The organism is Janthinobacterium sp. Mn2066 (assembly GCF_049319705.1).
Lineage (GTDB): Bacteria > Pseudomonadota > Gammaproteobacteria > Burkholderiales > Burkholderiaceae_D > Janthinobacterium.
In genome coordinates, this window is record NZ_JBMOUF010000007.1 from 24497 (window position 1) to 46569 (window position 22073).

A 22073-nucleotide genomic window follows, 5' to 3' on the forward strand; every position below is an offset into this window, starting at 1 on the left:
CCTTATGCTGCCTTGCACAAAAACTGTAGTGGTTTCTTGACCTGTACGGTTGGGTAACTTTGCCGTTTGTGTATCTGTGCCATTGCAGGTGGCCTGACTATGATTAGACCAGCTTTTTGCCAACTGGTAAATTATTTTACGCTTCGTCAAAAATACATGGACGGCGTGGCGCCTCACCTCTAGGAGCATGTCATGAATGAGAGCAAGCCGGCATCAATGTCGGCATTCTGGATGCCATTTACGAACAACCGCGATTTCAAGGCCCATCCGCGCCTGCTGGTCTCGGCCGAAGGCATGTACTACAAGGATGTCGATGGCAACACCATTCTGGACGGTACGGCCGGCTTGTGGTGCGTGCCTTGCGGCCATGCACAGCCGAAGATTGTCGGCGCCATCCGCGAAATGGTGGGCCAGCTGGACTTTGCGCCCACCTTCCAGATGGGCCATCCTGCCGCCTTCGACCTGGCGGAAAAACTGATGGACTACACGGGCCATAAATTCGGCCACGTGTTCTATACCAACTCCGGTTCCGAAGCGGTGGATACGGCCCTGAAGATCGCGCTGGCCTACCACAAGGCGCGCGGCGAGGGCGGGCGCACGCGCTTGATCGGCCGCGAGCGCGGTTATCACGGCGTGGGTTTCGGCGGCATTTCCGTGGGCGGCATCGCCGGCAACCGCAAGACCTTCGGTCCGCTGCTGACCGGCGTCGACCATCTGCCGCATACGCATAACCTGGAAAAGAACGCCTACACGATGGGCGAGCCGGAATACGGCACCCACCTGGCCGATGAACTCGAACGCATCGTGGCCCTGCACGACGCCTCGACCATTGCCGCCGTGATCGTCGAGCCAGTGGCCGGCTCCACCGGCGTGCTGATCCCGCCGAAAGGTTATCTGAAACGCTTGCGCGAACTGTGCACCAGGCACGGCATCCTGCTCATCTTCGATGAAGTCATCACGGGTTTCGGCCGCATGACGACGCCGTTCGCGGCTGACTATTTTGACGTCGAGCCTGACATGATGACCACCGCCAAGGGCCTGACCAATGGCATGGTGCCGATGGGCGCCGTCTTCAGCAAGCAGTATATCCACGACGCCTTCATGGATGCCCCGGCCGGCATCGAGCTATTCCACGGCTATACCTATTCCGGCCACCCGCTCGCGTGCGCCGCCTCGCTGGCGACACTGGAAGTGTTCGAGGAACAGGACATCCTGGGCCACGCGAAAAGCATGCAGGCCTACTGGAGCGACGCCGTTCATTCCCTGAAAGGGCTGCCGCACGTGATCGACCTGCGCAGCATCGGCCTGATCGCCGGCATCGAACTGGAAGGCATCGCCGGCAAGCCTGGCGCGCGTGCCTTTAACGCCTTCAAGCAGGCGTTTGCCGATGGCGTGCTGATACGCACCACGGGTGACATCATCGCCTTGTCGCCGCCGCTGGTGCTGGAGAAAAAACATATCGACGAACTGTTCGGCAAGCTGGCGACGGTGTTGAAGAACCTGGATTAAGGAAAAGCGATGACTGATCTCGACACCATTACTCACTTTATCAACGGCGCGAAGGTCGATACCAGCAGCGGCCGTTATGGCGACGTCTATAACCCCGCCCTGGGCGAGCCCATTGCCAGGGTTGCACTGGGCACCAGCGGCGAAGTCGATGCGGCCGTGCAGGCGGCCGCCGCCGCCTTTCCTTCGTGGTCGGCCACGCCGCCCTTGACGCGGGCGCGGGTGCTGTTCCGCTACCTGCAGCTGTGCCAGCAGCACACCGATGAATTTGCCGCCATGCTCACGCGTGAACATGGCAAGACCTTTGCCGATGCACAGGGCGAGGTGGCGCGCGGCATCGAGATGGTGGAATTTGCCGTCGGTATCCCGCAATTACTAAAGGGCGAATTCACGGACCAGATTTCACGCGGCATCGACGCCTGGTCGATGCGCCAGGCGCTCGGCGTGGTGGCTGGCATCACGCCATTCAATTTCCCCGTGATGGTGCCGATGTGGATGTTCCCCGTCGCTATCGCCTGCGGTAATACCTTTGTATTGAAGCCGTCCGAACGCGACCCATCGGCCTCGCTGCTGCATGCCAAACTGCTGAAAGAGGCGGGCTTGCCCGACGGCGTCTTCAACGTGGTGCAGGGCGACAAGGTGACGGTCGACGCCCTGCTCGATCATCCCGTGGTGCAGGCGATCAGCTTTGTCGGCTCCACGCCGATTGCCGAGTATATCTATGCGCGCGGCAGTGCCAGCGGCAAGCGCGTGCAGGCATTGGGCGGCGCAAAAAACCATATGGTGGTGATGCCCGACGCCGACATGGAGATGACCGTCGATGCGCTGATCGGCGCCGCCTATGGCTCGGCCGGCGAGCGCTGCATGGCCATTTCCGTGGTGGTGGCCGTGGGTGACGCGGGCGACAAATTGATCGCTGCACTGGCACAGCGCACGGCCGCACTCAAAGTGCGCGACGGCATGGCCGATGGTGCGGAAATGGGACCGGTGGTGTCCAGCGCCGCCAAGCAGCGCATCGAGAAACTGATAGGCGAAGGCGTGGAACAGGGCGCGACTTTGGTCGTCGATGGCCGCAACCATGTGGTGCCTGGCCGCGAAAACGGCTTCTTCGTGGGCGGCACTTTGTTCGACCATGTCACGCCCGACATGAGCATCTACAAGGAAGAAATTTTCGGCCCCGTGCTGTGCGTGCTGCGCGCGCCCGACGTGGTGCATGCGGTGGACCTGATCAACGCCAACGAGTATGGCAATGGCGTGGCCATCTACACGCGCGACGGCGGCGTGGCGCGCGAATTCGTGCGCCAGATCCAGGTGGGCATGGTGGGCGTCAACGTGCCTTTGCCCGTGCCCATGGCTTTCAACAGTTTCGGCGGCTGGAAGCGCAGCCTGTTCGGCGACCACCACGCGTATGGCCCCGAAGGCGTGCGTTTCTACACGCGCCACAAGGCCGTGATGCAGCGCTGGCCCAACACGGCCAGCGCTGGTGTGGAATTTGCTTTTCCACAGATGAAGTAGGGCTGGCAGTCCATTGCAGGCATAAGAAAAGGAATGATCATGATCGAATCCCTCAGTTATTTACCGCATCCCACCCTGCCCAGCGAAGAGCTGGCGGGCCACTTTACGGACCTGGCACCGCCCCTGACGGCGCGCCAGGCAGCGATCGAAAGCGCGCGCTGCCTGTACTGTTATGACGCGCCGTGCAGCCTCATCTGTCCATCGGAAATCGACGTGGCCAGCTTCATCCGCAATATCCACGACAAGAATATCAATGGCGCGGCGGCCGGTATCTTGAAACAGAATATTTTGGGCGGCAGCTGCGCCCGCGTCTGTCCTACCGAGATCCTGTGCGAAGACGTCTGCGTGCGCAACCACGACGCGGAAGGCCAGCCCGTGAAAATCGGCCTGCTGCAGCGTTACGCCGTCGATCACGCCCATTTTGCGGCCCACCCGTTCAAGCGGGCGGCCGCCACCGGCAAGACGATTGCCATCGTCGGCGCCGGTCCGGCCGGACTGTCGTGCGCGCACCGCCTGGCCATGCTGGGCCATGACGTGGTGATCTTTGAAAAGGAAGACAAGGCGGGCGGCCTGAATGAATACGGCATCGCCAAATACAAGCTGACCGACGACTTTGCGCAAAAGGAAGTGGCATTCCTGCTGGCCATAGGCGGGATCGACATCCGATGTCGCCAGGTGCTGGGCGAGAACCTGCAGCTGCGCGACCTGCACGCCCAGTACGACGCCGTCTTCCTGGGCCTGGGCCTGGGCGCCAGCCGCAAGCTGGGCTTGACGGGCGAAGATGCGCCGGGCTTGCTGGCGGCCGTCGATTACATTGCCGCGCTGCGCCAGGCCGACGATCTGGCTTCCTTGCCCGTGCCAAAACGCGCCATCGTGATCGGCGCTGGCAATACCGCCATCGACATGGCCGTGCAGATACAGCGCCTGGGCGCAGAGGAAGTCACGCTGGTGTACCGGCGCGGTTTCGACGCCATGACGGCTACCCACCATGAGCAGGAGATTGCCAAGGCCAACCAGGTGCGCATGCTGACCTGGGCCCAGCCGCAGCAGGTGCTGCTGGATGGGGAAGGCAAAGTGGCCGGCATGCGCTTTGAAAAAACGCGTTTGGAAGGCACGCGGCTGGTCGGTACAGGCGAGACTTTCGATGTCGTCGCCGAAACCATCTTCAAGGCCATCGGCCAAAGCCTGGCGAGCGAGGCACTGCATGACCCCATGGCGGCGCTGCTCCAGCGCGATGGCGACAAGATCGCCGTCGATGCGGGTTTTCGCACGGTGCTGCCAGGGATTTATGCGGGCGGCGATTGCGTGGCGCCCGGACAGGACTTGACGGTGCAAGCCGTCCAGCATGGCAAGCTGGCCGCACTGGCCATCCATTCCGATATCATGAATAAAGTGGAGGCTGCATAATGGCCGATCTCAGCATCGAATTTTGCGGCATCAAGTCGCCCAATCCCTTCTGGCTGGCGTCCGCGCCGCCCACCGACAAGGCCTATAACGTGGTGCGCGCTTTCGAGGCGGGCTGGGGCGGCGTGGTATGGAAAACCCTGGGCGAAGACCCGGCCGCCGTGAATGTCTCGTCGCGCTATTCCGCCCTGTATGGCAAGAACCGCGAAGTGGTGGGTTTCAATAACATCGAGCTCATTACCGACCGTTCTTTGGACATCAATCTGCGCGAAATCACGCAGGTGAAAAAGGACTGGCCGGACCGCGTCATGATCGTCTCCTTGATGCTGCCTTGCGAAGAGCACTACTGGGCCGCTATCCTGCCGAAGGTGGAGGCCACGGGCGCCGACGGCATCGAACTCAATTTCGGCTGCCCGCACGGCATGCCGGAGCGGGGCATGGGCGCCGCCGTGGGCCAGGTGCCCGAGTATGTGCAGATGGTCACCGCCTGGTGCAAGAAATACAGCCGCCTGCCCGTGATCGTCAAGCTGACGCCCAATATCACCGACGTGCGCATGCCGGCCCGTGCTGCCAAGGCGGGTGGGGCAGACGCCGTCTCGCTGATCAACACCATCAACTCGATCACCTCCCTGGACCTGGACCGCATGGTGGCCCTGCCCATCGTCGGCGGCGCCAGCACGCATGGCGGTTATTGCGGTTCTGCCGTCAAGCCGATCGCGCTGAACATGGTGGCCGAAATCGCCCGCGATCCGCAGACGTGCGGCTTGCCCATTTCCGGCATCGGCGGCATCGGCAACTGGCGCGACGCGGCCGAATTCATCGCCCTGGGCGCCGGTTGCGTGCAAGTGTGCACAGCCGCCATGCTGCATGGTTTCCGCATCGTCGAAGAGATGAAGGATGGCTTGTCGCGCTGGATGGATGAAAAGGGTTATGAGCGCATCAGCGATTTTTCCGGCAAGGCCGTGGCCAACACGACGGACTGGAAATACCTGGACATGAATTACCAGGTGATCGCGCAGATCAACCAGGACGACTGCATCAAATGCGGCAAGTGCTACGTGGCCTGCGAGGATACCTCGCACCAGGCCATCGCCCAGCTGATCGATGCCGCCGGTACGCGCAGCTATGAAGTCATCAAGGATGAATGCGTGGGCTGCAATCTGTGCGAAATCACCTGTCCGGTGCAGGGCTGCATCACGATGGTGCCGCAAACCACGGGCAAGCCGTACATGAACTGGACGCAGGATCCGAGAAATCCACGCGCGGTGGTGGAGACGGCATAGGGCATGCTTTTTGCGTGCGTTTATTTTTATAAACAGCGGCCCGACTTTGCAGTAAGCTAGATCGATTAGCCGAGCCGTTTCCACTGCCGTATCCCTGGCGTCCCTGGCGGCGCCAGCGGTCTAACCGATGGAGCAACCCTGTGAACCACGACTACTCTGGCAACACGCAGCTGTGGAATGAAGACCTGGCCCCCACCACGGCTGCGCAGCGCACCTGGCGCTGGTATCACTTTGCCGCCCTGTGGGTCGGCATGGTGATGTGCATCCCGGCCTACACCTTGTCGGCCAGCCTGATCGACAGCGGCATGTCCGGTTACCAGGCGGTGCTCACGGTGTTCCTCGCCAACGCCATCGTGCTGCTGCCCATGCTGCTGATCGGTCACGCAGGCACAAAATACGGCATTCCGTATGCAGTGCTGGCGCGTTCCTCGTTCGGCACGACCGGCGCGCGCCTGCCTGCCCTGATGCGCGCCATCGTTGCCTGCGGCTGGTACGGCATCCAGACCTGGTTCGGCGGCCAGATGATCTACACCCTGATGGGCGTATTGGCCGGCCATGAACTGGGCGGCGAGAAGATCGCGGGCCTGGGCATCAATGGCAGCCAGTTGCTGTGTTTCCTGGCTTTCTGGGCCATCCAGTTCTATTACATCCTGCATGGCATGGAAGCGATCCGCAAGCTGGAAACCTATACGGCACCATTGAAGATTCTCATCTGTTTTGTGCTGCTGTACTGGGTGCATACGCGGGCCGGCGGCGTGAACGCGCTGCTGGACCAGCCATCGCAATTCATCCCTGGCGGTAAAAAGGCGGGCCAGTTCTGGAGCGTCTTCTGGCCATCGCTGACCGCCATGGTGGGTTTCTGGGCCACCCTGGCGCTGAACATCCCCGACTTTACCCGCTTCGCCAGGACGCAGCGCGATCAGGTCATCGGCCAGTCGATAGGCTTGCCCGTTCCCATGGGGCTGCTGGCCATGCTGGCCGTGATCGTCACGGCAGGCTCGGTGGTGATGTTCGGTAAAGCCATCTGGGACCCGGTCGACCTGGCCAGCCGCATGACGGGCGCCGCCGTGCTGATCGCCTTGACCATCCTCCTGATTGATACCGTCAGCGTCAACCTGGCCGCCAACCTGGTGGGGCCGGCCTACGACTTTTCCTCGCTGGCGCCCAAGCAGATTTCGTACAAGATGGGCGGCTACATCACCGCTTCCATCGCCATCGTCATGATGCCGTGGAAGGTGCTCGAATCGACGCAAGGCTATATCTTCACCTGGCTGATCGGTTATTCGGCCCTGCTGGGGCCCATCGCCGGCATCCTGATCGTCGACTATTATTTTGTCCGCAAGACGCGCCTGGACGTGGCGCAACTCTACCGCGACGATGGCCTGTACTCGTATGGCAATGGCTGGAATATGGCGGCCATCGCCGCATTCGTGATCGCCGTGCTGCCGAATATCCCGGGCTTTTTGAACGCCGCTTTCCCCGCGACCTTCCCCGACGTGGCGGAAGGTTTCAAGACGCTCTACACCTACGCCTGGTTCGTGGGCGTGGCCATCGCCGCAGTCGTCTACGGCGTCATGATGAAGGGCAAGGCAGCGGCGCACGTGCAGCACGCACCACTGGCTTGACCCATTAATAAAGGAGACAGCAATATGACTACGCTTATCCGTGGCGGCACCGTCGTCAACGCCGACCGGGCCTTTCGCGCCGATGTCCTGATCGAGGGTGACAAGATCGCCGCCGTCGGCGAACACCTGGCCGCGCCTCCAGGCGCCACCGTGATCGATGCGGGCGGCCAGTATGTGATGCCGGGCGGGATAGACACGCACACGCACATGAACCTGCCCTTCATGGGCACGGTGACCTCCGACGATTTTTTCACGGGCACGGCGGCCGGCCTGGCGGGCGGCACCACCACCATCATGGATTTCGTGATTCCCGCGCCGAAGCAGTCGCTGATCGAGGCGTATCACCAGTGGCGCGGGTGGTCGGCCAAGGCGGCATCCGACTATACCTTTCACGTGGCGATCACCTGGTGGAGCGAGCAGGTACATGAAGAGATGGGCACCCTGGTGCGCGAGCATGGCGTCAACAGCTTCAAGCACTTCATGGCCTATAAAAACGCCATCATGGCCGACGATGAAACGCTGGTGAAAAGTTTTACCCGTTCGCTGGAGCTGGGTGCCTTGCCCACCGTGCATGCGGAAAACGGCGAGCTGGTTTTTCAATTGCAGCAAGCGCTACTCAAGAAGGGGATGACGGGGCCGCAGGCGCATCCCCTGTCGCGGCCACCGGCGGTGGAGGCGGAGGCGGCCAACCGCGCCATCGCGATTGCCAATGTCTTGAACACGCCCGTGTATATCGTGCACGTCTCGTGCGCCGAATCGCTGGATGCCATTACGCGGGCGCGCGCCAACGGCCAGCGCGTGTATGGCGAAGCGCTGGCGGGCCACCTGGTGATCGATGACAGCGTCTACCAGAGCGACGATTTCGATTATGTGGCGGGTCACGTCATGAGTCCGCCATTTCGCAGCAAGCATCACCAGGCGGCCCTGTGGCATGGCCTGCAAAGCGGCAACCTGCACACCACGGCCACCGACCACTGCACCTTTTGCGCCGAACAGAAGGCGGCTGGCAAGGACGACTTCACGCGCATCCCGAACGGCTGCGGCGGCGTGGAAGAACGCATGGCCGTGGTGTGGGATGCCGGCGTCAATACGGGTTTGCTGACGCCATCGGAATTCGTCAAGGTCTCGTCCACCAACGCGGCGCAGATTTTCAATATGTATCCGCGCAAGGGTGTGATCGCCTCCGGCAGCGACGCCGATATCGTGCTGTGGGACCCGCAAGGCACGCGCACGATTTCGGCTGCCACCCAATTTGCCAAAGGCGGTTTCAATGTCTTCGAAGGGCGTACCGTGCGCGGCATCCCCAGCACCACGATTGCCGCTGGCAAGGTGGTCTTCCACAACGGTGAGTTGATGGCAGTCGAAGGTGCAGGGCGCTATGTCGAACGTCCTGCTTTTTCTGCCGTGAGTGCATAAGGAGAAAACAATGAGTGAACTACGCATCAACGGTGAACGGCTGTGGGCAGCCCTGATGGAACTGGCGCAGATCGGCGCCACGCCCAAGGGCGGCGTCAAGCGCCTGGCCCTGACGGACCTCGACAAGCAGGGGCGCGACCTGGTGGTGGGCTGGGGCCGTGAAGCAGGCATGAGCATCACCATCGACCAGATCGGCAATGTCTTCATGCGGCGCGATGGCGTCGACAATTCCTTGCCGCCCGTGATGACGGGCAGCCATATCGACACCCAGCCCACGGGCGGCAAGTTCGATGGCAATTACGGCGTGCTGGCGGGCCTGGAAGTGGTGCGCACCCTGAACGACCTGAAAATCAAGACGCAGGCGCCCATCGAAGTGGCTTTCTGGACCAATGAAGAAGGCTCGCGCTTCGTGCCCGTGATGATGGGCTCGGGCGTATTCTGCGGCGCCTTTTCGCTGGAAACGGCGTATGCGGCGAAAGACACGGAAGGCCGGACGGTGGGCGAGGAACTGGCGCGCATCGGCTACAAAGGGGACCAAGTGCCGGGCGACCATCCGATCGGCGCCTACTTTGAAACGCATATCGAACAAGGCCCCGTGCTGGAAGACGCCAGTAAGGTCATCGGCGTAGTGCCGGCCGTGATGGGACTGTCGTGGTACGACTGCGTGGTGACGGGCATGGAAGCGCATGCGGGTCCTACACCCATGGGCTTGCGCAAGGATGCGCTGCAGGTGGCCACCACCATCATGCAGGAAGTCGTCGCCATCGCTAACCGCTATCCGCCGTATGGGCGCGGCACGGTGGGCATGGTGCAGGTGTTCCCGAATAGCCGCAACGTGATCCCCGGCGAGGTCAAGTTCAGCATCGACCTGCGCAATGTGAACGATGAACTGCTCAACACCATGCATGGCGAAATCACGGCCTTTATCGACGCCACGCGCGACAGGACGGGCCTGGGCATTACGCTGGAAAGAGTCTCTTATTATCCGCCTTGTCCGTTTCACCCCGACTGCGTGGGCGCCGTGCGCAATGCCACGGAAAAACTCGGTTATTCCGTGATGGACGTGGTCTCCGGCGCCGGCCACGACGCCATCTATGCAGCGCGGCTGGCGCCAGCCGGCATGATCTTCGTGCCCTGCAAGGATGGCATCAGCCATAATGAAATCGAGGATGCGAAACCGGAGCACCTGGAGGCGGGCTGCAATGTGCTCTTGCATGCGATGCTGGAGCGCGCCGTCGCGGTGTAATTAAAGGGCGCGCAGGACGGTAATCAGCTGGGTGCAGGCAAACAGCAGCAGGCCGATCAGGCCGCCCACGATGGTGCCGTTGATGCGGATGAACTGCAGGTCCTTGCCGATCTGCAGTTCGATCTGGCGCGACATGTCTTGCGGGTCCCAGTTTTTCACCGTGTCGCCGATATGGCGCGTCAGGAACTGGGCGAACTCGGGCGCCATCGTACGCGCCGCATCCTGCAAACGCTCATTGAGCGAGTCGCGCAGTTGCGGGTTTTGCGCCAGCTCCTTGCCCAGCCAGCCGCCCATGCCGGCTACCTTCGCATGCAGCACCGAGTCGCTCGCCGCCAGGTCCTGCTTCAGCCAGCCGCGCAGCTGTTCCCACAGGCCGTTCACATAGGAAGTGAGCATGACATCGTTCCTGATATGCTCGCGTAGCGCTTCGCCCCTGGCGAGAAACACCGGGTCGGTTTTCAGGCGTGTGATCAGCGTGTGCACCGATGCGTCTATCTTGTGCCGCAACTGGTGCTCGGGGTCTTGCGCGATGCGCCGCATGCTGCTGTCTAACGCGCTGGCGATCAGCTCTGCGCCGTGTTCTCCCAGCCACGATGTCGGCAATACCTTTTCCTTGCGCGGATGTTCCGTCTTGAGCCAGTGGACGATGCTGTCGGCGATCAGTTCGCGGCTGTCCGGTTCGCGCAGCATGGCCACCAGCTTGGCGATGGCTTCGTCCAGCAAGTCCTGGTGGCGGCCATTGGCCGTCAGCGTTTCCAGGATGGCGCCCGTCGATGACGACAGGTCCACCTTCGACAGCGCTGCGTCGAAAGCCTTCTTGATGAAGGGGCGGATGCGTGCATCGTCCGTCATATCCAGCGCGGCCGACAGCATTTTCACCAGGTAGCCGCCCAGCAGGTCGGCGTTGGCCGGTGCCGCCAGCCATTCCCCTATCATCCTCGCCGGATCATATTTCGCGATCAGCGTCACCAGCGAGTCCGTGTCGAGGAATTTATCCTTGACGAAGCTGGCCAGGTTGACGGCGATCCTGTCCTTTTCCCTGGGGATGATATTCGTATGGCGTGAAATGAAGGGGATCGGTATCGTGCGGAACAGGGCCGTGACGGCGAACCAGTCAGCCAGTGCGCCCACCATGGCCGCTTCCGAGACGGCTTTCAAGCCCTCGCTCCACAGGTTGCGCGGCAAAAAGGCCGTGACGATAAAGATGGCGCCTGCGGTCAGCAGGAAAAACAGGGCCAGTCGCTTGCTGCGGCGCAGTTCGGCGGCCTTGTCCTCGTTCGCCATGCTAGGTGGCCCTGGGCTGGAACCGGCGCAGGAAGGCGAGCAGCGCGTGGGCCGCGATATCGGCGTCGTCTGCCGTCATGGTTTCCAGCGGATTATGGCTGATGCCGCCATTGCCGCAGCGGGTAAACAGCATGGCCACGTCAGTGATCGCCGCCATGGCCATGGCGTCGTGGCCGGCGCCCGACAGCAGCGGGAACGCTTTCAGGCCCACCGATTCCACCGCCTCGCCCAGTTGCGCCATCAGCCACGGTGCACACGGCGCTGCGCTGGCCGACAGCAGCAACTCGATGTCCACGTCGATCTGCCGTCGCGCGCAGATGGCGGCCACGCCGTCGAGGATATCGTCCACGGCTGCCTGGCGTACGCTGTCGCTGGCTGCGCGTATATCGAGCGACAACTGGCAGGCGCCAGCGATCACGTTGACGGAGCCATTGGGCACGTGCAGCTGGCCCACGGTGCCCACCAGTGCCTCGCCCTGGCTGCAGCGCTGCTCCACCAGCAGGATGATTTCAGCGGCCGCACTGGCCGCATCGCGCCGCATGCCCATCGGCGTGGTGCCGGCATGGCTGGCCAGGCCGCCCAGTTTCAGCAGATAGCGCGAACTGCCGGCGATCGCCGTGACGATGCCCAGCGGGTGATCGCGTTCGAGCAGCACGGGGCCTTGCTCGATATGCACTTCCACATAGCCGAGCAGGCTGGCCGGATCGCGCGCGATGGCGGCGATGCTGGCCGCATCGTGGCCGGCAGCCGCCAGTGCATCGCGCATGCTCACGCCATCGGCATCACGCTGTTCCAGCAGCGACAGGTCGAACTTGCCCGTGACGGCCGTGCTGCCCAGGAAGGTGCTCTTGAAGCGCACGCCTTCCTCTTCGGCGAAAGCCACGACCTCGAAGTGAAACGGCAGTTTTTCGCCACGCTGCTGCAGATGGCGCACGACGGCGATCGGCAGCAGGATGCCCAGGCGGCCATCGTATTTGCCGCCATTGCGCACGGTGTCGTAATGCGACCCTGTCATCAGGGTTTTTGCGCCCGGCTCGTCCGACAGATAGCGCCCGACCACATTGCCCACGGCGTCGATATGTACCTGCATGCCCGCTTCGCGCATCCATTCGGCCAGTTGATCGGCCGTCTGGCGGTGGGCCGGCGTCATGTAGGCGCAGGTCAGGTTATAGGCGCTGTCGCTCCAGCCGGCCAGGGTGTCGGCCTGCTGCATGATGGTGGGGCCGAAAGCCAGGCGCACGTCGAACAAATCGTTCAGGCGCAGTTCGGCGATGCGCTTGATTTGCCGCAGCGACTCGGCCAGTTCATCTGCGCGGCGGTTTTTCAGGCGTCGCGTAAAGGTGGCGATGATGTCCTGCCGTGTCAGGCCGGCGCCAGACGGGCCTTTCACCGCCAGGATGAAGGGAAAGCCGAATTTTGCGTTGTACTCGTTATTGAGCCGCTGCAGGGTAGCGAATTCTTCGGGGCTGCACAGATGGAGTCCGGACCTGGCTTGCTCGCGCGTCGATTCCACCGTCAGCTGGCCGGCGATGGCGGCCTTGCCGGCCAGTTCGGGATGGGCGCGGATCAGGCCCAGCTGTTCGGCCGGCGCGGCTAGCTCCAGCACGTCCTGCAAGGCGCGCTTGAGGGCGGTAATGCTCTCGAAAGGCCGCGCTGCCGCCGCGCGCCGGGCGATCCAGGGCGAATGCTCATAGATGCCTTGCAGCAGATCGACGAAGCCGACGTCGCTGCTGCTGTTCAAGTCTGAAAGTGTGGTCATGCTTGTCTCCATCGTGCAAGCTGTGATGATAGCGTCCCGGTCATGCTTGCATTATATGCATGCGCGCATAACGCTTATCGCTGCACCAGCGCCCTGGCCGCTGCCGTGACCTGGTCGCGCAGCCATTTATGTTCAGGCGCCTGGTGCACGCGCTGGTGCCACAGCTGGTAAAAGCGCATCGGCGGAAATTTCAGCGGCACCGTATAGCTTTTCAGGGCCAGGCTCTTTTCATAAAAGCGCATGAACTGGCGGCCTGTCGTCAGCACCAGGTCGGTCTGCGTCAGCATGTAGGGGATCAGGCCGAAATAGGCCGATTCCACCACCACGTTGCGCTGCAGGTTTTGCCGTTCCAAAAAGGAGTCGATCACGCCATGGTAGCCGGGCATCATGGGCGAGGGCGCCACATGGGGCAGGCTCAGATAATCGGCCAAGGTCATGGCGTCGCTGGCGGTGCGCCGCGCATAGGCCGTTTCCGCATGCATGGCGCAGATGATGGGGTCTTCGAACAGCTTGGAGATATGCAGATGGGCCGGTGGTTCATCCCAGTTGGCGATCACCAGGTCCAGGCCACCGTCCGACAGTTGGCGGATATGGTCGATGCCTGGCCCCAGGCTATGCAGCACCACGCGGCTTTTCGGTGAACCGCGCCGCAGCAGCGCCACCACGTTCGGCAGGAACTGGCTGTCGAGATAATCGGGCGCGGCGATGTGGAAGGTGCGCGCCTCGTCCTCGGCCACGAACGGTTTCTTCCTGACGAACAGGCTTTCCGTCTGGTCGAGGATGCGCTTGGCCGGATTGAGCAGGCTTTCGCCATGCTGGGTCGGCACCATGCCGCGCGCGCCGCGCACCAGCAGCGGGTCGCCCGTCAGCTCGCGCAGCTTGCGCAGCGACGCCGAAATCGAGGGCTGCGGCTGATTCAGCTTGAGCGCCACGCGCGACACGTTTTTTTCCACCAGCAGCAGGTACAGGATGCGGATCAGGTGCAAGTCGAGGTGTTGCGGCAGGCTGGACATGTGGCGGCGGCTTGGTTGTACAGGGTTGTATATGGATACGGATATGTCAAATATACGGCATTTTTCATGTGATGGGCCGTGAATCGGTTTATCTTGTGGACACTGGCGCAACATTGTTGACAGTGCGCTTACCGGTCGCCGCTCGCCTCTTACTGCCTCATTCAAGGAAATGTATGGAAGTCTTTACGTATCTGATTCCCTATGGCCTGGAATGGCTGAACCTGATCGTGCGCTGGCTGCACGTCATCACGGGCATCGCCTGGATCGGCGCTTCGTTTTATTTCGTCTGGCTCGATAACTCGATCCGCCCGCCGGCGCCTGGCTCCGACCTGGCGAAGAAGGGCGTCTCGGGCGAGCTGTGGGCCGTGCATGGCGGCGGCTTTTACAATCCACAGAAATACCTGGTGGCGCCGGCCGAACTGCCCAAGGAACTGCACTGGTTCAAATGGGAAGCCTACACCACCTGGCTGTCCGGTATCGCGCTCTTGACCATCGCGTACTACTTCAACGCGCAAGCCATGATGATCGACAAATCCGTGGCCGACATCAGCAGCGGCCAGGCCATCGCCATCGGTATCGCCACCCTGGTCATCGGCTGGGTCGTGTATGACCTGCTGTGCCGCTCGCCGCTGGCCAGACATGAGCTGTGGTTCGGGGTGACGGTGTTTGCCCTGATCGTCGCCGCTGCGTATGGGCTGACGCATCTGCTGAGCGGACGCGCCGCCTACATCCACGTTGGCGCCATGATCGGCACCATCATGGTGGCCAATGTGCTGATGCTGATCATTCCCGGCCAGCGCAAGATGGTGGAAGCCATGGCGGCCGGCAAACTGCCCGACCCGCGCCACGGCCAGAAGGCCAAGCAGCGCAGCGTGCATAACAATTACTTTACGTTGCCGGTGCTGTTCATCATGATCAGCAACCACTACGCGATGACCTACCGGAACGATCACGCCTGGCTGGTGCTGGCCATGATCATGGCGGCCGGCGTGTTCATCCGCCACTTCTTCAACCTGCGCCACAAGGGCCGCGTGGAGTGGCGTTATCCCGTCATCGGCGTGGCGCTGCTGATAGCGGTGGCGGTGGCCATCGCACCGAAGGCACCGGCGCCGCTGGCGGCGACACCCGCATCCGATGCAGCCACGCAGTTCCTGGCGGCGCAGGCGATTATCACGCAGCGCTGCGCCACCTGCCATTCGGCGCATCCGACGCAGCCGGGTTTTGCGACGGCGCCATCCGGTATCATGCTCGATAGCGAGCCCTTGATACGCCAGCATGCGGCACAGATCTACAAGCAGGCGATCGAATTGAAGGCCATGCCGATCGGGAATTTGACGAATATGACGGAAGCCGAACGCACGCAACTGGGCGCCTGGCTGCAACACACACTGCAGGGAGCACAATGAAAGGAACACCATGACTGCGCATGCCGAACAACTGAGCGCCTGGATCGACGCGCATTTCGACGAAGAGATCGCCTTCCTGCAGCGCGTGGTACAGCAGCCTACCGATACTCCGCCAGGCAATAACGCGCCGCATGCAGAGCTGGTGGCGCAACTGCTGTCAGCCTATGGCTGGCAGGCGGAAAAACATGCGGTGCCGCAGGACCAGGTCGAAGCCTATGGCATGCAAAGCATCACCAACCTGATCGTGCGCCGCCCGTATGCACCGGGCGGGCCGACGGTGGCCTTGAATGCGCATGGCGACGTGGTGCCGCCCGGCGATAACTGGACGTATCCGCCATATGGCGGCCAGGTGGCCGATGGCTATATCTACGGCCGCGCGACGGCTGTCTCGAAAGGCGATTTTGCCACCTATGTGTTCGCCGCGCGCGCGCTTGAAGCGCTGGGCGTACCCCTGAAGGGAAAACTGGAACTGCATTTCACCTATGACGAGGAATTTGGCGGCTTGCTGGGACCGGGCTGGCTGCTGGAGCAAAAGCTGACGCGCCCTGATTTTGTGATTGCGGCTGGCTTCAGCTATAACATCGTCACCGCCCACAACGCCTGTTTGCAGCTGGAGATTAGCGTGCATGGCAAGTCCGGCCATGGCGCCATGCCCGAAACAGGGCACGATGCGCTGCAGGCGGCCAGCAAGATCCTTAACGCCATCTATGGCCAGCTGCCGGAACTGAAGAAGATCAAGTCCACAGTGCCGGGCATCGATTCACCCACCATGCTGGTGGGGCGCATCGATGGCGGCACGAATACCAATGTGGTGCCGGGCAAGGTGGTGATGAAGATGGACCGCCGCATGATCCCGGAAGAAGATCCGGTGCAGGTGGAAGCGCAGGTGCGTGCACTGATCGAGGATGCCGTGCGCGGGGAAGAGGGCATACGCGTGGAGATACGCCGCTTGCTGCTGTCGCACGCGCTGCGCCCCTTGCCTGGTTCGCAGCAGCTGGTGGACAGCTTGCAGAAAAACGCGCTGACTATCCTCGGCGAGGTGATTCCGGCCCAGGGCACGCCGCTGTATGCCGATGCGCGGCTGTATGGCGAGCATGGCATCCCGGCTGTGCTGTATGGCGCTGGTCCGCGCACGGTGCCGGAATCGAACGCCAAGAAGGCCGATGAACGGCTGGCGCTGGACGATTTGCGCAAGGCCAGCAAGATCGTGGCGCTGACTTTGTACGACTTGCTGGCGCAGAAATAATAGACAGCTACTTTGGCTTACAATGGGGCGATGTCACGTTTTGTGAAGACTAGTGAAGAAGCCCGATTTGAATACCCGTTTTCTCGAAGCCTTTGTCTGGGCTGCGCGGCTGGGCAGTTTTCGTACTGCCGCCGACAAGCTCAATATCACGCAGGCCGCCATTTCCAACCGCATCGCTTCGCTGGAGCAGGACTTCGGCACGCGGCTGTTCGACCGCGATACGCGTGAAATCCGTCTCACTTTCGCCGGGCGTAATCTGCTCGGCTATGCCGAACGCATGCTCGAACTGTGCCGCGACATGTATGCGGCCAATTCCTCGCCCTCGCAGATCACCGGTGAAGTGCGCATCGGCGTGATCGAAACCATCGTGCATACCTGGCTGCTGCCGTTTTTGCAGCGGGTGCAGGAACGTTATCCGGGCATTGAAATCCAGCTGACCTCCGAGTCGACGCGCCGCCTGCACGAGCAGCTGCAGCAGGGCGAACTCGATATCGCCCTGCAGACGGACATGCTGACGGGCGACCATATCCGCAGCACGGGCAGCGGCGCCATCGCCATGGGTTGGGCGGGCAGGGCGGCCGACTGGCCGGCTGGCAGCGCGCCTTTTACGGTAGCGCAGCTGGCCGAACACCCTATCATCACCATGAACCGGGGCTCGCAGCCGCATTCCGCCCTCAAGGCGCTATTCCAGGATGAAGGCGTGCAGCTGGGCCGCGTGCATTGCGTCAGCTCGATCTCGGCCATCGTGCGCCTGGTGAAGGCGGGCTTCGGCATCGCCGTGCTGCCGCTGGCGCCCCTGCGCGAAGAAATCGAGTTGGGCAATATCGCCCTGATCCCCTGTACGGGAACCCTGGCGCCGCAGCGCATCGTGATCAGCTATAGCGAAGATTTGACGACGGAAGCGATTCAATTGGTGGCCATGCTGGCCTGCGAAGAGGCGGCGCGGTTTACGGTGGGACTGAGCGCGGAATATGGAGTCGGCTAAGCCTGTACTCACAAGAAAAACTTATCAGTCGTCTTCAAAATAACCCGTTTGCCTTGTAGAGGGGCGCCACCTATTCTTGGGGTGCACTTCACTACAACGCAATTCAACGGAATTATCATGACGACGTCCCCCAACACCTTGCCTGGCATCCTGTTTGTCTGGACCAGCGCCGATCCTGAACACGAGATCGATTTCAACCGCTGGTACGACCGCGAACACGTGGAAGAGCGCGTGCGCATCCCCGGCTTTGTCAGCGGCACGCGTTACCAGAGCGTGCGCGGCCCGCGCAAATACCTGGGCTTGTACCGCACGGTGTCGCTGGACGCCTTCCAGACGCCCGATTACTTCAAGGCTTTCCAGCAGCAGACGCCCTGGTCGGTGACGAACCTGGGCCGCATGCGCGATCCGATGCGCCGCGTGTGCGCCATCGAGGCGGAAACAGGTTTCGGCACGGGCGCCTGGCTGGCCGTGCTGCGCCTGGGCGCGAAGGCCATCGGCCAGGATGCACAGGCAGTAGCCGGCCTGGCGGCGCTGGGCCGTGAATTGCTGCAGATCGATGGCGTGATCGCTTCGCGCCTGCTGACGCCGGACAGCCATCTTTCCGGTCCGCTGCCGGCGGAACAAAAAGAAGGGCGCGTGCTGGACCCGATCTTCCTGATCGACGCTTCCTCCGAGGCGGCTGCGCTGGCGGCGGTTGCCAGGACCAGTGCCGCGCTGGGCCTGGATGCGGATGAAGCAGCCATCCTGCAACTGTCCTGGCAATTGCGCGAGACGGACCTGCAAGCTGCCTGAGTGCACTGTACTTTGCTGCTGCACTGATAAAACGAGACACTGGCCACGGCGCAGGGCATGTATCCTGCACCGGGCCTGCAATAACATTGACGAGAGAGGCAGGCATGAGCACCTACACTTCCGCGCATATCCCCGCGCATGACGGCAGTACAGCGTCAGCAGAAAAACCGAAAACCGGCCGCCTGGCCACTGCCAGCATGGTCGGCACGACCCTGGAATGGTATGACTTCACCGTCTACAACACCATGGCCGCGCTGATCTTCAACCATCTGTTCTTTCCTTCCTTCGATCCGCTGACGGGCACCATCCTGGCCTTTTCCACCTATGCGGTCGGCTATATTTCGCGCCCGATCGGCGGTGTAATCTTCGGTCACCTGGGCGACAAGCTGGGACGCCGCTGGGTGCTGGTCGTGACCCTGATGCTGATGGGCGTGACGACAGGCTTGATGGGCCTCTTGCCGACCTATGCAACGGCCGGCATCTGGAGCCCGATTTTGCTGGTGGCGCTGCGCTTCGTGCAGGGCATCGCGCTGGGCGGCGAGTGGGCGGGCGCTGTGCTGATTTCAGTTGAACACGGGGCGGCCGACAAGCGCGGACGCAATGCATCGTGGACGCAGGTGGGGCCGTCGTTCGGCACCTTGCTGGCGACTGGCTGCATCGGCCTGATCACGTATTTCCTGCCGCATGAAGCCTTCATGGCCTGGGGCTGGCGTATTCCGTTTGTCGCCAGCCTGCTGCTGGTGATCTTCGGCATGTGGATACGCAGCGGCATCGATGAAACGCCGCTGTTCCAGGAACTCGACAAGAAGGATGCCAAGGCTGAAGCGCCGATCGGCGACGTGCTGCGCATCTACTGGCGCCGCCTGCTGATCGCCGGTGGCGTGCGCATCGGCTCGGACGTGCTGTATGCGCTGGTGGTGGTGTTTACCCTGACCTATGTGACGACGGTGCTGCACCTGTCGTCGACCCTGGCGCTGACCGCGATCATGCTCGGCACGGCCTGCAATGCATTGAGCGTGCCCGTCTTTGGCGCCCTGTCGGACAAGATCGGCCGCCGTCCCGTGTATGCGCTGGGGGCAGTATTGGGGCTGATCTGGGCCTTCGTGTTTTTCACCTTGCTCGATACGGCCAGCCCGGCCGCCATCGTCGTTGCTGTCGTCGTCGGCCTGATCATCCACGCCATCATGTATGGCCCGCAGGCGGCTTTTGTGATCGAACAATTCCCCACCAAGGTGCGCTATGCGGGATCGTCGCTGGCCTACACCCTGGCCGGTGTGATCGGCGGCGGTTTTGCCCCGCTGGTGATCGCCAGCCTGTACCGCTCCTATGCCAGCACCATGGCTGTCTCGCTGTATGTGGCGGCGGCCTTGCTGATTACGGGACTGTCGGTGTTTGCTGCCCGCGAAACGGGCCGCGGCCCATTGGAAGAGTAAATATAAACCATGACAAGCTTGAATTTTCAATTGACGGGCCACGGCCCCATCACCTTCACTATCGACAATCTGATCATCGCCGGCTGGACAGGGCGCGACCTGGCCATGGTCGAGCACCATATCGCCGAACTGGAAGCGATCGGCGTGGCGCGGCCGAAAAGCGTGCCCACGTTTTACCGCGTGGCGGCGGCCCTGCTGTCCAGCGACGGCGCCATCGAAGTGCCGGGCAGGGATTCCTCGGGCGAGGCCGAATTCGTGCTGTTTTCCACTGAATTCGGCCTGCTGGTGGGCATCGGCTCCGACCATACGGACCGCAAGGTGGAGAGTTATGGCGTGACGGTCTCCAAGCAGATGTGCGGCAAGCCGGTCGGCGATACCCTGTGGCGCTACGACGACGTGGCCAGCCACTGGGATCAGTTGCAGATGCGTTCGTGGCGCGAGCGCGACGGCGCGCCAGCGCTGTACCAGGAAGGCCCCGTCACGCGCATGCTGGCGCCGCAAGACTTGATCCAGCGTTACACTGGCCAGGCTGGCTTGCCGGTGGGGAGCGCCATGTTTTGCGGCACCCAGCCGATTATCGGCGAGATGGGCCATGGCGACGCCTTTGCACTGGAGCTGTATGATCCGGTCTTGCAGCGCCGCCTGCAGCATCGCTATGCGGTGCAAACCCTGCCCGTGGAAGGATAAGGTAATGAGCAAGCAGCACAAGACTATCCGCGACCTGGCGGCCGACCTGGCCGCTGGCCGCACTACCAGCGTGGAACTGACGCAGCGCATGCTGGCGCGGGGCGAAGCCCATCGCGCGCAGGGCGGCCTAGCCTATGTCAGCCTTGATGGCGAGCAGGCACTGGCCGAGGCGCGCGCCAGCGATGCGGCCCGCGCGGCCGGCATCGTCGCGTCGCCGCTGGCCGGCATTCCGATTTCCATCAAGGACCTGTTCGATGTAAAAGGGCAGGTCAGTAGCGCCGCTTCGCTGGCGCTGGCCGATGCGCCGCCCGCCAGTGCAGACGCCACCGCCGTGGCCCGCTTGCGCGCCGCCGGCGCCATCCTGCTGGGGCGCACCAACATGAGCGAGTTCGCGTTTTCCGGCCTGGGCCTGAATCCCCATTACGGCACGCCCGTTAATCCGTTTGACCGTAGCCGCATCGCCGGCGGCTCCACCTCGGGCGGCGCCGTCACGGTGGTGCTGCAGATGGCGGCCGGCGCGCTGGGCACGGATACGGGCGGCTCGATCCGCATCCCGGCCGCATTTTGCGGTTTGACGGGTTTCAAGCCGACGGCGTCAACCGTGCCGCTCGCTGGCGCCGTGCCGTTATCGCGCTCGCTCGATTCGGCCGGTCCCATCGCGCACAGCGTCGATTGCTGCGCCATCTTGCATGCAGCCTTGTCGGGCCAGGATATCGTCCTTGATGCGCCCGCACTGAAAGGCTTGCGCTTCGGTTTTACGCGCGACTATGTGGGCGCCAATGTCGACGCCCACGTGCAGCAGGCGTTTGACGCCGCACTGGACTGGCTGCGCGCAGCGGGCGCACTGGTGCAGCAGTTCGATTTTCCGGAACTGCTGGAGCTGCCCGCCATCAACGGCGGGGGCGGGCTGGTGGCGGCCGAAGCCTGGCATTGGCACCGCGCGCTGCTGGAGGAAAAGGGGGCACAGTACGACCAGCGCGTGGCGGCCCGCATTCGTCGCGGCCAGCAGCAGGGCGCCGCCGACTATATCGACCTGCTCGATGCGCGCCGCCGCCTGATCAAGGTCGCGCGCAGCCGTCTTGCTCCCTACGATGCCTGGCTGATGCCCAGCGTGGCCATCGTGGCGCCCGAACTGGCGCCGTTGGAACACGACGACGCGGCGTTTTTCGCGACGAATGGCCTGGTGCTGCGCAATACCAGCGTGATCAATTTCCTCGATGGCTGCGCGCTCTCCCTGCCGTGCCAGGCAGAGGGCGAACTGCCCGTGGGGCTGGGTATTTGTGGCCTGGGCGGCCAGGATGGACAAATATTGCGCTTGGGCCGCGCCGTGGAAGTATTGTTACGCGGAAATTAAAACTGGTAACTAAGTAATGCTGCTGTGCAGTAATCGGGCCGGTTTGTCGTATGATAGGTGATCTTGAGGTATATCAATACTTATCAACTTGACACTTATTAAGCGGCCCACTCCCTACT

17 protein-coding genes are annotated in these 22073 nt (G+C 62.4%); 14 read left to right on the plus strand and 3 right to left on the minus strand.

Going from position 1 to position 22073, the window contains the following annotated elements; all coding sequences use genetic code 11:
- Window positions 1–192: 192 nt before the first annotated feature.
- The 7 genes from ACL9RI_RS14685 (at window position 193) to ACL9RI_RS14715 (ending at window position 9995) form a co-directional block, all read left to right on the plus strand.
- On the plus strand, window positions 193–1509 hold the full coding sequence (locus ACL9RI_RS14685) for an aspartate aminotransferase family protein (protein ID WP_422727266.1): 1317 nt from the start codon (window positions 193–195) through the stop codon (window positions 1507–1509).
- Window positions 1510–1518: 9 nt separating this feature from the next.
- A complete protein-coding gene (locus ACL9RI_RS14690) occupies window positions 1519–3021 on the plus strand; it encodes a CoA-acylating methylmalonate-semialdehyde dehydrogenase (RefSeq protein WP_422727267.1) in 1503 nt (500 codons plus the stop codon).
- Between the two features lie 39 nt (window positions 3022–3060).
- On the plus strand, window positions 3061–4428 hold the full coding sequence (locus ACL9RI_RS14695; RefSeq protein WP_422727268.1) for an NAD(P)-dependent oxidoreductase: 1368 nt from the start codon (window positions 3061–3063) through the stop codon (window positions 4426–4428).
- Window positions 4428–5708: an NAD-dependent dihydropyrimidine dehydrogenase subunit PreA gene (gene preA / locus ACL9RI_RS14700; protein WP_422727269.1), complete on the plus strand. Its 1281-nt coding sequence runs from the start codon at window positions 4428–4430 to the stop codon at window positions 5706–5708. The genes ACL9RI_RS14695 and preA overlap by 1 nt, the downstream gene beginning before the upstream one ends.
- 140 nt (window positions 5709–5848) lie before the next feature.
- On the plus strand, window positions 5849–7333 hold the full coding sequence (locus ACL9RI_RS14705) for an NCS1 family nucleobase:cation symporter-1 (RefSeq protein ID WP_422727270.1): 1485 nt from the start codon (window positions 5849–5851) through the stop codon (window positions 7331–7333).
- Between the two features lie 24 nt (window positions 7334–7357).
- Window positions 7358–8749, plus strand: coding sequence for a dihydropyrimidinase (hydA, locus tag ACL9RI_RS14710; protein ID WP_422727271.1), 1392 nt, complete (start codon window positions 7358–7360; stop codon window positions 8747–8749).
- 10 nt (window positions 8750–8759) lie between these two features.
- Window positions 8760–9995 carry a Zn-dependent hydrolase gene (locus ACL9RI_RS14715; protein ID WP_422727272.1) on the plus strand — a complete coding sequence of 412 codons (1236 nt, stop codon included), beginning with the start codon at window positions 8760–8762 and terminating at the stop codon, window positions 9993–9995.
- Here the strand turns inward: ACL9RI_RS14715 and ACL9RI_RS14720 are convergent, their stop codons facing one another.
- The 3 genes from ACL9RI_RS14720 to ACL9RI_RS14730 all read right to left on the minus strand — a co-directional run bounded on the left by ACL9RI_RS14720 (window position 9996) and on the right by ACL9RI_RS14730 (window position 14051).
- Window positions 9996–11279 carry a DUF445 domain-containing protein gene (locus ACL9RI_RS14720; protein WP_422727273.1) on the minus strand — a complete coding sequence of 428 codons (1284 nt, stop codon included), beginning with the start codon at window positions 11277–11279 and terminating at the stop codon, window positions 9996–9998.
- Window position 11280: 1 nt separating this feature from the next.
- Window positions 11281–13038, minus strand: coding sequence for an allantoate amidohydrolase (locus tag ACL9RI_RS14725; RefSeq protein WP_422727274.1), 1758 nt, complete (start codon window positions 13036–13038; stop codon window positions 11281–11283).
- A gap of 74 nt (window positions 13039–13112) precedes the next feature.
- Window positions 13113–14051: a LysR family transcriptional regulator gene (locus ACL9RI_RS14730; RefSeq protein ID WP_422727275.1), complete on the minus strand. Its 939-nt coding sequence runs from the start codon at window positions 14049–14051 to the stop codon at window positions 13113–13115.
- A 173-nt stretch (window positions 14052–14224) separates the two neighbouring features.
- Here ACL9RI_RS14730 and ACL9RI_RS14735 point away from each other — a divergent pair, with 173 nt between their 5' ends.
- The 7 genes from ACL9RI_RS14735 to ACL9RI_RS14765 all read left to right on the plus strand — a co-directional run bounded on the left by ACL9RI_RS14735 (window position 14225) and on the right by ACL9RI_RS14765 (window position 21954).
- Window positions 14225–15457 carry a urate hydroxylase PuuD gene (locus tag ACL9RI_RS14735; protein ID WP_422727276.1) on the plus strand — a complete coding sequence of 411 codons (1233 nt, stop codon included), beginning with the start codon at window positions 14225–14227 and terminating at the stop codon, window positions 15455–15457.
- Window positions 15458–15467: 10 nt separating this feature from the next.
- Window positions 15468–16703, plus strand: a complete 1236-nt coding sequence (locus tag ACL9RI_RS14740; RefSeq protein WP_422727277.1) for a M20/M25/M40 family metallo-hydrolase — start codon at window positions 15468–15470, stop codon at window positions 16701–16703.
- A gap of 67 nt (window positions 16704–16770) precedes the next feature.
- A complete protein-coding gene (locus tag ACL9RI_RS14745) occupies window positions 16771–17688 on the plus strand; it encodes a LysR family transcriptional regulator (RefSeq protein ID WP_422727278.1) in 918 nt (305 codons plus the stop codon).
- Between the two features lie 117 nt (window positions 17689–17805).
- On the plus strand, window positions 17806–18480 hold the full coding sequence (locus tag ACL9RI_RS14750) for a hypothetical protein (protein WP_422727279.1): 675 nt from the start codon (window positions 17806–17808) through the stop codon (window positions 18478–18480).
- A 104-nt stretch (window positions 18481–18584) separates the two neighbouring features.
- Window positions 18585–19913: an MFS transporter gene (locus ACL9RI_RS14755; RefSeq protein WP_422727280.1), complete on the plus strand. Its 1329-nt coding sequence runs from the start codon at window positions 18585–18587 to the stop codon at window positions 19911–19913.
- A 9-nt stretch (window positions 19914–19922) separates the two neighbouring features.
- Complete coding sequence (locus ACL9RI_RS14760; RefSeq protein WP_422727281.1) at window positions 19923–20600, plus strand: DUF2848 domain-containing protein; 678 nt, start codon at window positions 19923–19925, stop codon at window positions 20598–20600.
- 4 nt (window positions 20601–20604) lie between these two features.
- Window positions 20605–21954: an amidase gene (locus ACL9RI_RS14765; RefSeq protein WP_422727282.1), complete on the plus strand. Its 1350-nt coding sequence runs from the start codon at window positions 20605–20607 to the stop codon at window positions 21952–21954.
- The last annotated feature ends 119 nt before the right edge of the window (window positions 21955–22073 follow it).

Bases quoted from the DNA above. Each gene is read 5' to 3' on its own strand.
- ACL9RI_RS14735 (WP_422727276.1), top strand. From the start codon at position 14,225: ATGGAAGTCTTTACGTATCTGATTCCCTATGGCCTGGAATGGCTGAAC.
- ACL9RI_RS14750 (WP_422727279.1), top strand. From the start codon at position 17,806: ATGACGACGTCCCCCAACACCTTGCCTGGCATCCTGTTTGTCTGGACC.
- ACL9RI_RS14725 (WP_422727274.1), bottom strand. From the start codon at position 13,038: ATGACCACACTTTCAGACTTGAACAGCAGCAGCGACGTCGGCTTCGTC.
- ACL9RI_RS14715 (WP_422727272.1), top strand. From the start codon at position 8,760: ATGAGTGAACTACGCATCAACGGTGAACGGCTGTGGGCAGCCCTGATG.
- ACL9RI_RS14690 (WP_422727267.1), top strand. From the start codon at position 1,519: ATGACTGATCTCGACACCATTACTCACTTTATCAACGGCGCGAAGGTC.
- ACL9RI_RS14720 (WP_422727273.1), bottom strand. From the start codon at position 11,279: ATGGCGAACGAGGACAAGGCCGCCGAACTGCGCCGCAGCAAGCGACTG.
- ACL9RI_RS14695 (WP_422727268.1), top strand. From the start codon at position 3,061: ATGATCGAATCCCTCAGTTATTTACCGCATCCCACCCTGCCCAGCGAA.
- ACL9RI_RS14765 (WP_422727282.1), top strand. From the start codon at position 20,605: ATGAGCAAGCAGCACAAGACTATCCGCGACCTGGCGGCCGACCTGGCC.
- preA (WP_422727269.1), top strand. From the start codon at position 4,428: ATGGCCGATCTCAGCATCGAATTTTGCGGCATCAAGTCGCCCAATCCC.
- ACL9RI_RS14730 (WP_422727275.1), bottom strand. From the start codon at position 14,051: ATGTCCAGCCTGCCGCAACACCTCGACTTGCACCTGATCCGCATCCTG.
- ACL9RI_RS14740 (WP_422727277.1), top strand. From the start codon at position 15,468: ATGACTGCGCATGCCGAACAACTGAGCGCCTGGATCGACGCGCATTTC.
- ACL9RI_RS14755 (WP_422727280.1), top strand. From the start codon at position 18,585: ATGAGCACCTACACTTCCGCGCATATCCCCGCGCATGACGGCAGTACA.
- ACL9RI_RS14685 (WP_422727266.1), top strand. From the start codon at position 193: ATGAATGAGAGCAAGCCGGCATCAATGTCGGCATTCTGGATGCCATTT.
- ACL9RI_RS14760 (WP_422727281.1), top strand. From the start codon at position 19,923: ATGACAAGCTTGAATTTTCAATTGACGGGCCACGGCCCCATCACCTTC.
- hydA (WP_422727271.1), top strand. From the start codon at position 7,358: ATGACTACGCTTATCCGTGGCGGCACCGTCGTCAACGCCGACCGGGCC.